At 63.2% G+C, this 14,566-nt stretch carries 11 protein-coding genes; 3 read left to right on the plus strand and 8 right to left on the minus strand.

Features of this window, described 5'->3' with window-relative positions; all coding sequences use genetic code 11:
* Positions 1-7: 7 nt before the first annotated feature.
* The 5 genes from AA098_RS15775 to AA098_RS15795 all read right to left on the minus strand — a co-directional run bounded on the left by AA098_RS15775 (position 8) and on the right by AA098_RS15795 (position 5,974).
* Positions 8-1,225, minus strand: a complete 1,218-nt coding sequence (locus AA098_RS15775; protein WP_014861308.1) for a fumarylacetoacetate hydrolase family protein — start codon at positions 1,223-1,225, stop codon at positions 8-10.
* Positions 1,226-1,245: 20 nt separating this feature from the next.
* The gene (locus AA098_RS15780) at positions 1,246-2,304 is read right to left on the minus strand and encodes an Ldh family oxidoreductase (protein ID WP_004576549.1); all 1,059 of its coding nucleotides are present in this window, start codon (positions 2,302-2,304) and stop codon (positions 1,246-1,248) included.
* A 35-nt stretch (positions 2,305-2,339) separates the two neighbouring features.
* Positions 2,340-3,881, minus strand: coding sequence for a UxaA family hydrolase (locus tag AA098_RS15785; protein ID WP_047605147.1), 1,542 nt, complete (start codon positions 3,879-3,881; stop codon positions 2,340-2,342).
* A gap of 146 nt (positions 3,882-4,027) precedes the next feature.
* Positions 4,028-4,999, minus strand: coding sequence for a LysR family transcriptional regulator (locus AA098_RS15790; protein WP_014861306.1), 972 nt, complete (start codon positions 4,997-4,999; stop codon positions 4,028-4,030).
* A 27-nt stretch (positions 5,000-5,026) separates the two neighbouring features.
* Positions 5,027-5,974, minus strand: a complete 948-nt coding sequence (locus AA098_RS15795; protein WP_003253940.1) for a LysR family transcriptional regulator — start codon at positions 5,972-5,974, stop codon at positions 5,027-5,029.
* Positions 5,975-6,075: 101 nt separating this feature from the next.
* Between AA098_RS15795 and AA098_RS15800 the strand changes: the two genes are divergently transcribed.
* Together AA098_RS15800 and AA098_RS15805 are read left to right on the plus strand one after the other, a co-directional pair.
* A complete protein-coding gene (locus tag AA098_RS15800) occupies positions 6,076-7,389 on the plus strand; it encodes an L-fuconate dehydratase (protein WP_003253941.1) in 1,314 nt (437 codons plus the stop codon).
* A gap of 66 nt (positions 7,390-7,455) precedes the next feature.
* Complete coding sequence (locus AA098_RS15805; RefSeq protein ID WP_003253942.1) at positions 7,456-8,757, plus strand: MFS transporter; 1,302 nt, start codon at positions 7,456-7,458, stop codon at positions 8,755-8,757.
* A 126-nt stretch (positions 8,758-8,883) separates the two neighbouring features.
* Here AA098_RS15805 and AA098_RS15810 read toward each other — a convergent pair whose 3' ends face one another.
* The 3 genes from AA098_RS15810 to AA098_RS15820 form a co-directional block, all read right to left on the minus strand.
* On the minus strand, positions 8,884-10,239 hold the full coding sequence (locus AA098_RS15810; RefSeq protein WP_003253943.1) for a GntR family transcriptional regulator: 1,356 nt from the start codon (positions 10,237-10,239) through the stop codon (positions 8,884-8,886).
* The gene (locus tag AA098_RS15815; protein ID WP_003253944.1) at positions 10,239-11,624 is read right to left on the minus strand and encodes a hypothetical protein; all 1,386 of its coding nucleotides are present in this window, start codon (positions 11,622-11,624) and stop codon (positions 10,239-10,241) included. Before AA098_RS15815 ends, AA098_RS15810 begins: the two co-directional genes overlap by 1 nt.
* Positions 11,625-12,141: 517 nt before the next feature.
* Positions 12,142-13,164 (minus strand): zinc-dependent alcohol dehydrogenase family protein, encoded by a 1,023-nt coding sequence (locus AA098_RS15820; RefSeq protein ID WP_003253945.1) that lies wholly within the window; start codon positions 13,162-13,164, stop codon positions 12,142-12,144.
* Positions 13,165-13,370: 206 nt separating this feature from the next.
* On the opposite strand from AA098_RS15820, the gene AA098_RS15825 reads away from it, so the two are divergent.
* A complete protein-coding gene (locus AA098_RS15825) occupies positions 13,371-14,285 on the plus strand; it encodes a LysR family transcriptional regulator (protein ID WP_064614717.1) in 915 nt (304 codons plus the stop codon).
* Positions 14,286-14,566: the final 281 nt, after the last annotated feature.

Here is a 14,566-nt window from a genome sequence, read left to right on the forward strand (position 1 = left end):
GAGCCGTTCAAAGCGGGCGGGCGGTGGCCGCAACCTCCAGCAGGCCACGCCGGCCGAGGTTGTCGATCAACGCGCGCAGACCGAAGTCCCACTGCGGTGCCAGATCGCTGGTGGTCACGCGGTTGCACAGGGTACCCAGTTGCGGGTTGCTGATGCTCACCACGTCACCCGGTTTGTGGGTAAAGCCGTTACCCGGCTGATCGCGGTCCTGCTTGGGGGCGAACAGGGTACCGAGGAACAGCACCAGGCCGTCAGGGTACTGGTGGTTTTCGTTGAGGGTTTGCTGCACCAGGTCTTGCGGGTCACGGCTGATCTGGCGCATGGAACTGCGCCCGGCGAGGATAAAGCCGTCCTCGCCTTCCACCCGCAGGTCCACCTCGGCAGCACGCACATCGTCCAGGCCGAAGCTTTCGTCAAACAACCGCAGCAGCGGGCCCAGTGCAGTGGAGGCGTTGTTGTCCTTGGCCTTGGACAGCAGCAACGCGCTACGCCCTTCGAAGTCACGCAGGTTGACGTCGTTGCCGAGCATGGCGCCCTTGATGCTGCCATTGCTCGACACGGCCAGCACCACTTCCGGTTCTGGGTTGTTCCAGCTGGACTTGGGGTGGATGCCGATGTCGGCGCCGTGGCCAACCGCGGACAGCGGTTGGGCCTTGGTGAACACTTCGGCATCCGGGCCTATACCCACCTCCAGGTACTGCGACCACAGGCCCTGCTCTACCAGCACCTTGCGCAGCGCTTCGGCCTGAGCCGAGCCGGGCACGATCTGCGACAGGTCGGCGCCGATGCGGCTGGCCAGGGTGTCACGGATGGCGTCGGCCTTTGCCGGGTCGCCCTTGGCTTGTTCTTCTACCACACGCTCCAGCAGGCTGGTGGCGAAGGTCACACCAGCGGCCTTCACCGCTTGCAGGTCGATCGGCGCCAGCAGCCACGGCTGGTGCGGGGTGCGCCGTGCGGGATCGCTGTTGCCCAGCAATGCCGGCAGCGCAATCAAGGGTTCGGCCAGCGGCAAGGCACGCAGGTAGGCCACCGGATCGTCCACTTCCAGCAGCGCCGAGACGGTCGCCACGTGGGTGCTGATGTCGTAGACAGCGCCGGCTTTCACCAGCACCACCGCCGGCCCCTGCTCCGGCAACCAGACGCGCCCTACCCAGCTGCCGCTGTCAAAAACGCTGGCATCATGGTTCAGTGGCAGCGGTTGATTGGCGTTCGTTCGATCAGTCATCTGTGTTCCCTTGCTGTGCATCATTGGAAAAGTCCCGGCAGTTGCAACTGCCCAGCCACGCGCTCAAGGTCGGCTATCAACTGCGGCGAAAGGCTCACGCCCTGCTCCACGGCCTGGCGACGCAGGGCAAGGCCTGCTTGCCCCGGCAGGCGTACCGGGCGTTCGGGGTCGAGCGGGCGGCTTGCCAGAACCAATCCCCCCAGGAAGCTGGTTTCGTCGAGGAACGCCTCCAGGCCGCCGAACATGCGCGGGTCAATCACCAGCGCAGTGGCCGAGGCGCCCCACTGGTCCGGTGCATCCTTGCGCCCATGGCCGGCCAGCCCCGAGGTGAGGGCTTCGACCAACAGCGCAAGGGCAAACCCTTTATGGCCAAAGGCCTGGCCGCCGAGCGGCAGGATGCTGCCTTGCGGGCGGGTAAAGAAATCGCCCGGGTCATCGCTGAGCTGCCCGTCATTGCTCACCAGCACCGGGTGCGGCAGACGTCGGCCGGCATCGCGGCATTGGCCGACCAGGCCAAGGGTGACGGTGGACATGCTGACATCCAGCAGGATCGGCTCACCCTGGGTCGGGATACCGGCAGCAATAGGGTTGGGGGTGTACACCGGGTCGATGCCACCATGAGCACAGACCAACCCCGCCGACGGATCCGACGAGTAGACGATGGCCAGCAACCCTTGGTCGGTGTATGGCTTGAGGTAGGCGGCCAGGCAGCCGATATGGGCAGCGCGGCGTACTACCGCAATACCGATGCCCTGCTTGGTCGCGCCCGCGGCCGCGCAATCCAGTGCCCGGCTGACGCAATAGGGCCCCAACACGTAGTGGCCGTCGAACAGGCTGGAAACACCACTGTCGGCGACCTGCTCCAGTGCCTGCGCGCGGGCCTTGACCTGCCCGCTGAGCACGCCGTCGATGTAGCGGCTGACCAGGTTGAGGCCATGGGTACGGTGGCCGAGCAGTTCGCCTTCGAGCAGCACCCGGGTCACCACCTGGGCGACCTCCACGTCGGCTCCGGCTTTCATGAACAGTTGCTCGACAAACGTGGTAAGCGTTTGCACGTTGTACCGTGTGGTTTGAATCATTGCAGTTGCCTCGCAAATGGGACGGGAGCGGTCAATCAGGTCACGGCGCCGATCTGCCACGGGACGAACTCGTTTTGCCCGTAGCCGTGCTGTTCGCTCTTGCTGCGTTCCCCGGAGGCAATGCGCAGCATCTGCTCGAAGATGAATGCGCCGCGCTCTTCGATGCTGGTGGAGCCATCGGCGATGCCGCCACAATTGACGTCCATGTCCTCTTGCTGGTGCTCGAACACCCGGTTGTTGGTTGCCAGCTTGATCGATGGCGCCGGGGCACAGCCGTAGGCCGAGCCGCGGCCGGTGGTGAAGGCGATCAGGTTGGCCCCGCCGGCCACCTGACCGGTGGCCGAGACCGGGTCGTAGCCGGGGGTGTCCATGAACACCAGGCCCTGGGCACGCACGGCTTGCGCGTACTGATACACATCGACCAGGTTGCTGGAACCTGCCTTGGCCACTGCGCCCAGGGATTTCTCGAGGATAGTGGTCAGCCCCCCTGCCTTGTTGCCGGCCGAGGGGTTGTTGTTCAATTCGGCGTTCATACGCTGGCAGTAGTCTTCCCACCAGCGAATGCGCGCCACCAGCTTCTCCCCCACCTCACGGCTTACCGCGCGGCGCGTGAGCAAGTGCTCGGCACCATAGATTTCCGGGGTTTCGGAGAGAATGGCGGTACCACCGGCGGCCACCAGGCGGTCAACGGCATTGCCCAGTGCCGGGTTGGCGGTGATCCCCGAATAGCCATCTGAGCCGCCGCACTGCAGGCCGACCACCAGGTGGCGGGCACTGACCGGCTGGCGCCGTACCTGATTGGCCTCGGCCAACAGCGCCTTGACCTGGGCGATACCGGCAGCGATGGTTTTCGAGGTGCCCCCGATCCCTTGGATGGTAAAGGCGCGCAGTTGCGCACTCGCCTGCAGGCCCTGGGTTTCCAGCAGGGTTTCGATCTGGTTGGTTTCGCAGCCCAGGCCGATGATCAGCACGGCAGCGAAGTTGGGGTGGACGGCGTACCCGGCCAGGGTGCGGCGCAGCAGGCCCAAGGCTTCACCGCTCGGGTCCACTGCGCAGCCGGCACCGTGGGTCAGGGCGACCACACCGTCGACATTCGGGTAGTCGGCCAGCACCTCGGGGTGAATGTCACGGCGGAAATGGTCGGCCACGGCCCGGGCCACGGTTGCCGAACAGTTCACCGAGGTGAGAATGCCGATGTAGTTGCGGGTAGCGACACGGCCATCGGCGCGCACGATGCCCTGGAACTGCGCAGCGCAGCCTGGCAGGCTGCGGGTATCGACACCAAACGCGTAGTCGCGGGCAAAATCGCCCATCTGCACGTTGTGCACGTGCACATGGTCGCCAGCGTCGATCGCCTGGGACGCAAACCCGATGATCTGCCCGTAACGGCGCAACGGCTGGCCTTGCGCCACAGGCTCGGTGGCGAGCTTGTGGCCTGAAGGGATGGGCTGGCGCACGGTAATCGCCTCGGCATCCAGGCGCACGCCCGGCGCCAGGGCCTGGCGGGCGATGACGACGTTGTCCAAAGGGTTGAGGCGGATGACGGCGGGGTCACCGGATTTGGCAATCAGTTGCATGGGACCTCTCAGGGCGGAGCGGCTGACTTCTTGTTATGGCTGTCGCCACTGTAAGAAGCCTGGTGCCGCATTCCCAATGAGATGATCCGATCGAGCGATAACCTGGAGTTATCGCAAGGGTATTTGGGTGCGTGATCTTCAATCGGCTAGGGGTGGAACGCAGCATCTGCCGGAGATTGCCGCCGTCGCTGCGCGCCCTCCAGCAGAATCTCGACAAACGCCCTGGCGGAGGCGCTCAGCGGTTCATCCTTGCGGGTGACCACACCATACTCCAGCGCGGGCACCTGCAAAGGGCTGCGCAGCTCCTTGAACTGCCCGCTGGCCAACTGCGCGGCCACCATCGAGCGCGGCAGCATGGCAATCATCGGTGCCGATTGCAGCAACTGCAGGAACATGGGCATGGAGATGGTCTCCACGCAGTCGGCAGGCGTGGCGATTCCGGCCACTCGGAACGCCTGCTCCAGGCGGTTGCGGATCGGCGTACCCACCGGGTACAGCACCCACGGCCAATCGCCTAGCGCCTCAAGCGGTGTGTTGTCGAGCCGGTTGAGCGGGTGCTCGCTGTTCACCACCAGGCTGAAGGGTTCAGGCTCCAGCGGCTGGAAGTCGAACAGCTGACCGAAGCGTTCCTCGGTGAAGCGGCCAATCATGATGTCCAGCTTGTTCTGCTCGAGCATGGTCAGCAGGTGATCGCTGGAATGCTCCACCACTTCAATCGACAGTAACGGGCTTCGCGCCTTGATGGCGGCGATGGCCTGCGGCAATACCAATGCGGTCGCGGCAAAGATCCCGCCAACCCGGATGAAACCGTGCCCGCCGTTGCGCAGGCGGTTGACCTGGTCGACGAACTGTTGCGACTCGGCCAGGGCACCCTGGGCGTACCGCACCACGTATTCACCCAACTCGGTGGGTGGCATGCTGCGAGGCAGGCGCTCGAACAGGGCAAAGCCGAACTGCTCCTCAAGGTCACGCAGCATTTTGCTGAGCGCCGGCTGGCTGAGGTTCATGCGCGTGGCGGTGGCGTGCATATTGCGCGTGCGCGCCAGCGTGTCGATCAACACCAGGTGCTTGTAGCGGATCCAGTTGCAAAAGCTGGAATGGGTCATGTCCGGCGGCATAGACGCAGGGCCTCATGCAGGTGAAAGTTATTGTGCCCGCAGGTAGCGCAGCAAGGTATCAAGGGCAACCGAGTTGGGCCGCGAGCGCAGGGTCAGCACGCCGAGGTTGGCCATCGCCAGTGGCAACTCCACCGGCAGGATGGCGACCATGCCATAGCGGGCATAATGCTGGGCCACGTCATTGGGCACCACCGCAATCATTTCGGACGCTTCGAGCATGGCAGTGGTCGCCAGGATCGAAGCGGTTTCGACGATATCCAGCGACTGCACCATGCCACCGGCCTGCAATGCGCTTTCGACGCGACGGCGCATCGGGCTGCCGATGGGGTGCAAGATCCACGTCAAGCTCACCAGGTCGGCCAGCTGCAGCCCTGTGGCTGTCGCCAAGGGATGACCTGCGCGAGCAATTACGCGCATCTGCTCACCGCCGTCGAACAGCTCGATATTCAGTTCCTGGCTGTCGCTCTGATCCGGCAGGCGCCCCACTACCATATCGAAATCACCGCGTAGCAAGGCCGGCAGCAAGGTGTCGCTGGTGCCCACTTCCAGCGAGATACGCACCTTGGGCTGGTCGCGCTTGTAGGCCAGCACCGCCTTGGTCAGCACGCCCGGTACCGGGCCCATGACGCTGCCCACCCGCACCAGGCCCAACGCCCCGCGCGCCAGTTCGGCGATTTGCGCCTGGGCATGATCGAACTCATGCAATGCGTTTTGCGCATAGCGAATCATCACCTCGCCATACAGCGTCGCTTGCATCCCCCGGGGCAGGCGCTCGAACAAACGTACCCCCAGGCGCTCCTCAAGCTGCTGTAGCAACAGGCTGGCGGCCGGTTGCGTGGTGTGCATCGCGGCGGCGGCGCGGCGCAGGTTGCCGAATTCGCCCAGGGCATTGAGCAACGTGATCTGACGGCTGGAAATCTTCAAGGCACCGAGGCCGGCAGGCGCCTGGGCCTTGTCAGGTGGCAAGCGAGACATATCGAATCCGGTATCACTGATTAAGATTTGGCGATTATGCCTGTATCGCTCGACAACCTACAGTCAGCTCTCCCTGTGCCTGAACAGAACAAGAGTCGACCATGAGCATACGCATTACCCACCTGAGCGTTCGCGATATCCGTTTCCCCACTTCGCTGTCGCTGGATGGCTCCGACGCCATGAACAGTGCCCCCGACTATTCGGCGGCCTACGTGGTGCTGCACACCGACGCTGCAGCCCTCGAAGGCCACGGCCTGACCTTCACCATTGGCCGTGGCAACGAGATATGCGCGGCAGCGGTGCAGTCGCTGGCCCCCTTGATCGTCGGCCTTACGCTCGAAGAAATCAGCGCCGACATGGGCGCTTTCTGGCATCGCTTTACCGTCAGCGACAGCCAGTTGCGCTGGCTGGGCCCGGAAAAGGGCGTGATCCACCTGGCCACCGCCGCCATCATCAACGCGGTGTGGGACCTGTGGGCCAAGCACGAGGGCAAGCCCGTGTGGAAACTGCTGGCCGACATGACGCCAGAGCAGCTGGTGCGCTGCCTGGACTTCAGCTACGTCACCGACGTGCTCACCCCCGAAGAGGCCATCGCCCTGCTGCGCCGCCAGGCGCCGGGCAAAGCCCAGCGCGAGGCACACATGCTGCGTGAAGGCTACCCCGGGTACACCACTGCCCCGGGCTGGCTGGGCTACAGCGAAGAGAAAATGCGCAAACTGGCCCGCGAGGCCGTGGCAGACGGCTGGACCCACATCAAACAGAAGATCGGGGCCGACCTGGAAGAAGACATCCGCCGCGCCAGCATCCTGCGCGACGAAATCGGCTGGGAACGCACCCTGATGATGGATGCCAACCAAGTGTGGGGCGTCGAAGAGTCGGTGGCCAACATGCGCCGCCTGGCCGCCTTCGAACCGCTTTGGATCGAAGAACCGACCAGCCCCGATGACATTCTCGGCCACGCCACCATTCGCCAGCGCATTGCGCCAATCGGTGTCGCCACCGGTGAGCACTGCCACAACCGGGTGATGTTCAAGCAGATGTTCCAGGCCGGTGCACTGGACTTCTGCCAGCTGGACGCAGCCCGCCTGGGCGGCCTTAACGAGGTCCTGATCGTGCTGCTGATGGCCGCCAAGTACGACGTGCCGGTCTGCCCGCACGGCGGTGGCGTCGGGCTGTGCGAGTATGTGCAGAACATCGCGCTTTTCGACTACATCGCGGTGTCTGCCTCGCTGCACAACCGGGTGCTGGAGTATGTCGACCACCTGCACGAGCACTTCATCGACCCGGTGGTGATCCATCGCGGGCGCTACATGCCGCCACAACGCCCTGGCTACAGCATCGAGATGCACGCTGAGACCCTGGAACGTTATCAGTACCCCAACGGCGCAGTGTGGCTCGACATCAACCGTTCCTGACCCACAGACCTGAGTGTGCCGCTGCTGCGCGGCACACCACCAGCACTTTTCACGGGGAAAAAAACAATGACAACCCTCACCCGCGCAGCGGCTTGCGCCCCTGCCACCACCCATGAGCAGCGCTTGAACGGCCTGCTGCTACGCAAATTGATGCCACTGCTCATCGTCGTCTACGTGATGAGCTTTCTTGACCGCACCAACATCGCCCTGGCGAAAGCCAGCATGGGCATCGACCTGGGCCTTTCGGCAGCCGCCTATGGCCTGGGCGCGGGCTTGTTCTTCCTTACCTATGCCTTGGCCGAAGTGCCCAGCAACCTGATCATGCACCGGGTGGGCGCGCGCTTCTGGATCACCCGTATCATGATTACCTGGGGTTTGCTCTCGGCAGGCATGGCCTTCGTTCAGGGTGAAACCTCGTTCTACATCATGCGCCTGCTGCTGGGGGTAGCCGAAGCTGGCCTGTTCCCCGGGGTAATGCTGTACCTGACCTACTGGTTCGACCGCGAACAACGCGCCCGTGCCACGGGGTACTTCCTGCTGGGTGTGTGCCTGGCCAACATCCTTAGCGGCCCGCTGGGCGGTGCCCTGCTGGAGCTGGACGGTGTACTGGGCTGGCATGGCTGGCAATGGCTGTTCGTGCTCGAAGGCCTGCCCGCCGTAGCCCTGGCCTATGTGGTGTGGAAGAAGCTGCCGGACGGTCCGGCCTCGGCGCCTTGGCTGACGGCTGCCGACGCCCAGGACATCGAGCGCCGCCTGGCGGCAGAGCAGGCGGCCGCACCGCAGCAGAGCAAGCTGGGGCAGATGTTCCGCGACCGGCAGATCTGGCTGGCGATCGTGGTCTACTTCGTGCACCAGATCACCATCTACACGGTGATTTTCTTCCTGCCGGGCATTATCGGCACCTACGCTGCGCTTTCGCCCTTCCAGGTCGGCCTGTTGACAGCAGTGCCGTGGATTGCAGCAGCCATGGGTGCAGCGACCTTCCCACGCCTGGCCACCTCGCCGCGCCGCTGCCGCACCCTGCTGTTCTTTGGCCTGCTCACCATGGCGGCCGGATTGCTGCTGGCATCGCTGGCCAACTCGTTCATCGGCCTGATCGGGTTTTCCCTGACCGCGCTGATGCTGTTCGTGGTGCAGTCGATCATCTTCGTCTTCCCCTCCAGCCGACTGAGCGGCAGCGCGTTGGCGGCGGGCCTGGCCTTCGTCACCACTTGCGGTCTGTTTGGCGGCTTCGTCGGGCCGTCGGTGATGGGCCTGATCGAGCAGACCACCGGCAGCACCCGCAACGGGTTGTGGATCATTGCAGCGTTGCTGGTATGTGCGGCGCTGGTCAGTACCCGTTTGCGTCAAGGGCAAGAGCAACCCTGAGGCGTACTCAATTTACGCCCCCTGCAGGTGGCTTTTGTGCTGCGAGTGAGCCTTGAGATCTTCAGGCCGTCATTTCGTTTGTCGGCCCTCTCGCAGCACTTGGCGGCGCCTACAAGCGTCTTGATTTCAACTTGAGAAGCGGGTGTTTCGCCCGCAGCGCACCTCAAGCGCCTGCGCCAGTCGCCTTACCGCCAGTTGCAGTTCATCCGGGCGCCCCCCCAGCCAGATCAGCGCAAGGTGTTGAGGGTAATGCCCCGGCAGGCCGAACTGCTCGCCCGGCAGTGCGTGCAATGCAGAGCCTGCCAACGCTGCGGCAATACCGTCCCACGCCAGCGGCTGGCAAAAGCTCACCCACAGCATTTGCCCACCTTGCGGCATGTCGAAGACCACCCGTTGGCCGAATTGCGACTGCAGTACATGCGCCAGGTATTGCGTACGCCTTTGCAAATCTGTGCGTTGCTGTACCAGCTGCGTTTCGATTTCCCCCTTGCCGAGCATGTGAGCGAGCGCTTGCAAACGTAGCGGCGCAAGCCGAAACGCCCGTTCAGCGAATGCCTTGGCCAACACGGTGTCACGGCTCAGTAAATAGGCATACGGCGCCTCTGCCCCCACTGCGGCCTCGAACGTGCCCATCACCAGAAGCCAGCGCGGGTCGATCCAGTCACGCAGGCGTGTGCTCGGCGGCCCGTCGTAACAGAGCTCGCTGTCCAGGTCGTTTTCCAGCAGCCATACAGGGTGCTGGCCAAGCAAAAGACCAAGCTGCTGCTGGTAATACGGTGAAACCAGCCGACCTTGTGGCATGCCCAGGCAAGACGGCATGACCAGCAGGCTTACCGGCTCGCTACCCAGCAGCTTGGCCAACGCGTGCAGCTCGGGGTTGCCACGGGCATCCAGTGGTGTTTCCAGCACGCGCATGCCGGCACGCGCCAGGGCGCGCAACACTTGCCAGCAACAAGGCGAATGCACCAATGCGGTACCACCTTGCAGGGCCAGCGCCGCTAGCAGCGTCTCCAGCACCGCCAGCACATCGGGAGCTAGCTGGACATCATCGGCATGCCAGTACTGATTGGAGCAGCGGGTGTATCGCTCAGCCACAGCATTGCGCAAACGGGCGCTACCCAGCGCTTCCCAGGACGCAACGCTGCGATCACGCTGACGGGCCAAACGCCGTTCGTGACCAAGCAGCATGCGCTCCAACAGTGGCTGCGTCGGCAAGGGAGGCTGCCGGGCCACGGCCACGGCCTGATCTTTGCCACCGCTCTGTACGTAATAGCCCGACCTCGGCAGGCAGTGTACACGGCCCTCCTCTTCCAGCAGGCTGTAGGCACTTTGTACCGTGGCCAACGACACCCGCAGCCGCCGGGACAGCTCACGCAATGATGGCAACCGGCATGTGCCAACGCCTGCAGCTTGTTCGATCAACGCTTCCAGGTAGCGATACACCTTGCGATACGCGAACTCGCCTGGGGCCGCTCGCCCCATCAAGGCAGCCCCGCAACACCACGCCGCCGCCCCAACGTCAGCTGCGGCAGCAGCCTCAGGTGTACATCGCGGCGGGCCAGGTTGTTAAGCAGGCGCCATCCCGCCAGCGGCAACTGCCCATCATAAATTTGCCGTAGTTGCCCCAACGGCAAGCCACTGGTATTCACCAGCCAGGCTTTGACTGCATCGGGGCAGGGTTTGCCTTGCAAGGCCCTGTGCAGGTACGGCAACGCCACCACCATGTCGGCGTGCCGACACTGCAAGAACCGCTCGAGGTTTTTCCCCTGCCTGGCAAACGGGCTGAACAGCAGGCACACCAGTTGGGCCTGATTGATGCCGTAGGCTTTGCCCAATAGCAACGACGCGGCGTCACGCTGCTTGCTGCCGCCCGCCTGCCCTGCCAGCCTCAGCGCTGGGCGCCCGGCCAGCGGCTCCAGACTGCGGGCGCGCAGTTCATGCAGCTGGGCCGTGGCTAGCGAGTCAACGAATTCGGACAGCGGCAAAGCATCCGCAGCCGTCTCGAAGTGACAACCCAGCATCGCGTCAAGCTGCGGCTCTTCAAGCAAGTGCGGCAACAGGTCATCAATAGCAATCAGCCGCACCGGCGCGCGCTCCGGTACGGCGCCTGGAACCGGCTCGTGCTGACCACCCGGTGCGCCCCCAACAGCACCGTGCAATCGGCTCAGCCCTTGGGCCAGCGCCGCCAGGCACTGGTGCACTGCATGCGAGCCACGCACGCCGGCCAGGCGCAGGCTACGCCGGGCCCACGCCAGGTATCGGCGCCGCTGCAGCCCGGGCATGGCGGTGACCAACGCATCGGGAGGCACCGCTGCCTGCAGCGCCTGACCCACGGCCCCGGCCAGCTCCAGGTGCAGGCGGCAGCCCAGCAGGGCTTCAGGCCTGGCATCGATCATGTGGCCGAACATCAACATCGCGTCCCTCGCCAGCAGCCAGCGCTCAGGCATTACCGAGAGCCGACGACTGAACGGCACCACTGCGCGCCCCTCGATCATCTGCAATTGCACCCGCGGGTCATCCTGCATGAACAACGCGCTAAAACTGCGCTCGTGAGCTTCCAGCGTGGCGCTATCGGCAACCGGCAGGCTGACCACCAATACCCGCAGCTGGAAGGTTACCGGCGAACGCAGGGCAATGCTCAGTTGCGCGGCACGCAACATGGCCAGCAGCCGGCTGCTATGGCGGTCGCTCCCTTGCAATACCTGCAAGCTGAAAGTACCGATGTACTCCGGCCCGCCTGCAGCGACCAACAGGCGTTGTATCAGCAACTGCAAGGAAGCGCGCTGGGCCTGGGACATGTGGTTCAACAAGCGCTCGAGTACTTGCTGGTAGATATAATGCATCGCCTGGTCGTGAATAGCAGTCACGCAATCACCTCATCAACTTCATGCAGCCAGCGCATGCGGTATCCAACATTTGAACGTGAACATGCACCGAACTTACCTAGAAGAAATTTCTTACAACAAAATGAAAGTAATGACGTAACCCTTCACTGTCGCCAAGCCATCGAGAAGAAACCACCCCTGCGATGGCCTGTCGCTGTCACATGCTGCTCTATATCAGGCATAGCCATGCTCATCCCACGTTCCTTGCACAAACTATCATTGGGCCATTATCGAGAGGGAGGCAGCATGAATTGAAGATACAGTTCAGGGTAAAAAAACCATTCAGCATCCGTGTCAGTTCACAGTGACTCGCAAGGCAAAAGCGTTCAAGGCTGATTATTTGCCGGGATATTTCTGACAGCCCGAAAGCTACGGACTTATATGTAGTCCACATCTGGGTTTATTGTAGGAACAGTCCTACTTTAAGTGTTGAAACACTTTACTCCGCGCATAAAAAACCCGGGACATTGCCCGGGTTTTCTGCTTGCGCCAGCCACCGTCAGTGTTGCGCCATGTCCAGCACGACGCGCCCGCCGCACGGGCATTGGTCCATGTAGCGATGCGCCTCGACCACCTGCTCGAACGGGTACACCTTGATGATCTGCGGTGTCAGCAGCTGATCGGCGGTGAACTGGTTGATATCGCGCAAGGCACGCTGCAGTGCCACCTGGTCCTGGCTGATGCCAAGCTCTGGCTTGCCGGTGAAATTACCGATGCAGTGCACATAGAACTGAATGTTCTTCTGGAATGCCGCGCAGGCCGGGAACGGCGTCTGGTTGCCGCCTTGCAGACCGTACAGCACCAGGCTGCCACGCGGCGCCAGCACATCACCCAACAGCGACATCTGCGGGCCGCCCATGCCGTCGAGCACCATGTCCACACCACGGCCATCGGTGTACTTGCCAATCTGCAGCAGCAGGTCCTGCTCTTCGGTGACGATCACTTTGTCTGCGCCCAAGCCCAGCAGGTAGTCACGCTGCGCCGCATCCTTGGTGGCGGCGAACACTTTCAGCCCCAGGGCCCTGCCCAGCTGCACGAAGGCAGGCCCGGCGCAATGGCTGGCATCGGTGACCAGTGCTGTCTGCCCGGCCTTGGCCCGTGCCAGGTCGACGTAGGCGAAGTAGGCGATCAGCAGCGGGGTGTAGTGCACGCTGGCCTCGATCGGTGTGAGCACATTCGGGTAGCGCGTGATGGCTGTACGGGGCAGTACGATGACATCGCCGTACACCGGGTGGTCGTTGGCACTGGTGGCCGGGAAGCTGGCGACCCGATCACCGACGGCAATGTCATCGACCCCTTCCCCGACCGCAGTCACCACCCCGGCCATTTCGTGACCGATCCCCGCTGGCAGACGCGCCTGGGACGGTGCCAGATTCTGGCGCCAAAGCACGTCATACCAGCTGACGCCAACCGCTTCGACGCGGATCTGCACCTCGTCGGCAGCGGGTGACGGTTCGGCCTGCTCTTCGCAACGGAGCACGTCGGCAGCGCCGAACTTGTGGAAACGGATCATGCGGGACATCGCATACCTCGCCTTTGTGAACCTCTAATTACCACTGACTCTATCCGGGCTTTGCCCGTTAGACCATCAGTGGGCATTAATAGTCGACATGCTTGTCATCGATTGGGCACCTGACTTTCCCTGCGATTGGTCCCCCTAAACCCGTGCAGGGTAACAGCCTTTGGCCTTAAGATTCACCTCTGCCCCACATTAGGCGAAGCGCACCGATGAATCGAAACGACCTGCGTCGTGTAGACCTCAACCTGCTGATCGTGTTCGAAACGCTGATGCACGAGCGCAGCGTGACCCGTGCCGCAGAAAAACTGTTTCTCGGCCAACCGGCCATCAGCGCGGCGCTGTCGCGCCTGCGCAACCTGTTCGATGACCCGTTGTTCGTGCGCACAGGGCGCAGCATGGAGCCGTCGGCACGGGCCCACGAGATCTTCGCCCTGCTGTCACCGGCACTGGATTCGATTTCCACGGCAGTCAGCCGCGCCGCCGAGTTCGACCCGGCCACCAGCAATGCGGTGTTCCGCATCGGCCTGTCGGACGACGCCGAGTTCGCCTTGCTGCCGCAACTGCTCAAGCGCATTCGCGCCGAGGCACCCGGTATCGTGCTGGTGGTGCGACGGGTCAACTACTTGCTGATGCCAACCCTGCTGGCCTCGGGCGAGATTTCGGTGGGTGTCAGCTACACCAGCGAACTGCCGGCCAACGCCAAGCGCAAGGTGTTGCGCCGCAGCATGCCGAAACTGCTGCGCGCCGACAGCGTACCCGGCAGCATCACCCTGGATGACTTCTGCGCCCGGCCCCATGCGCTGGTGTCGTTTGCCGGGGACTTGTCCGGGTTCATCGACGAAGCCCTGGAAGAAATCGGCCGCAAGCGCCACGTGGTGCTGGCGGTACCGCAGTTCAACGGGCTGGGGAGCTTGCTGGCAGGTACCGATATCGTGGCGACGGTACCGGACTACACGGCGGATGCACTGACGGCCGCCGGCGGCTTGCGGGCCGAGGATTTGCCGATACCCGTGCGCAGTTTCGAACTGCACATGGCCTGGCGCGGGGCACAGGACAATGACCCGGCGGAGCGGTGGCTGCGGTCGCGGATACAGATGTTCTTCGGCGACCCTGAGAGTATTTAGGCGTCGTCGGGCAGACCGTTCAACTGATCACTTCTGTCTTTTCATCGACCGTGGAGCTCCATTCACTTCCAGTGGATTGCTACATTGGGGGCAAATCTGAGGGTATGCTTTGGATGGTTTGAAAATGATACCCCCAGTCTAAGGTCCAACCGTAAGGGGCCGGCGACCACACCTTCTCGACTCCACCGCCGAAGGCCATGGTGTTCACTTAATACGCGGGCACCATCGCCCTTAATGCTGGAGTTCGGAAGGTGACTTTGCCGAACACTTACAAACAGAAA

This window comes from Pseudomonas sp. JY-Q (assembly GCF_001655295.1).
GTDB classification, from domain to species: domain Bacteria; phylum Pseudomonadota; class Gammaproteobacteria; order Pseudomonadales; family Pseudomonadaceae; genus Aquipseudomonas; species Aquipseudomonas alloputida.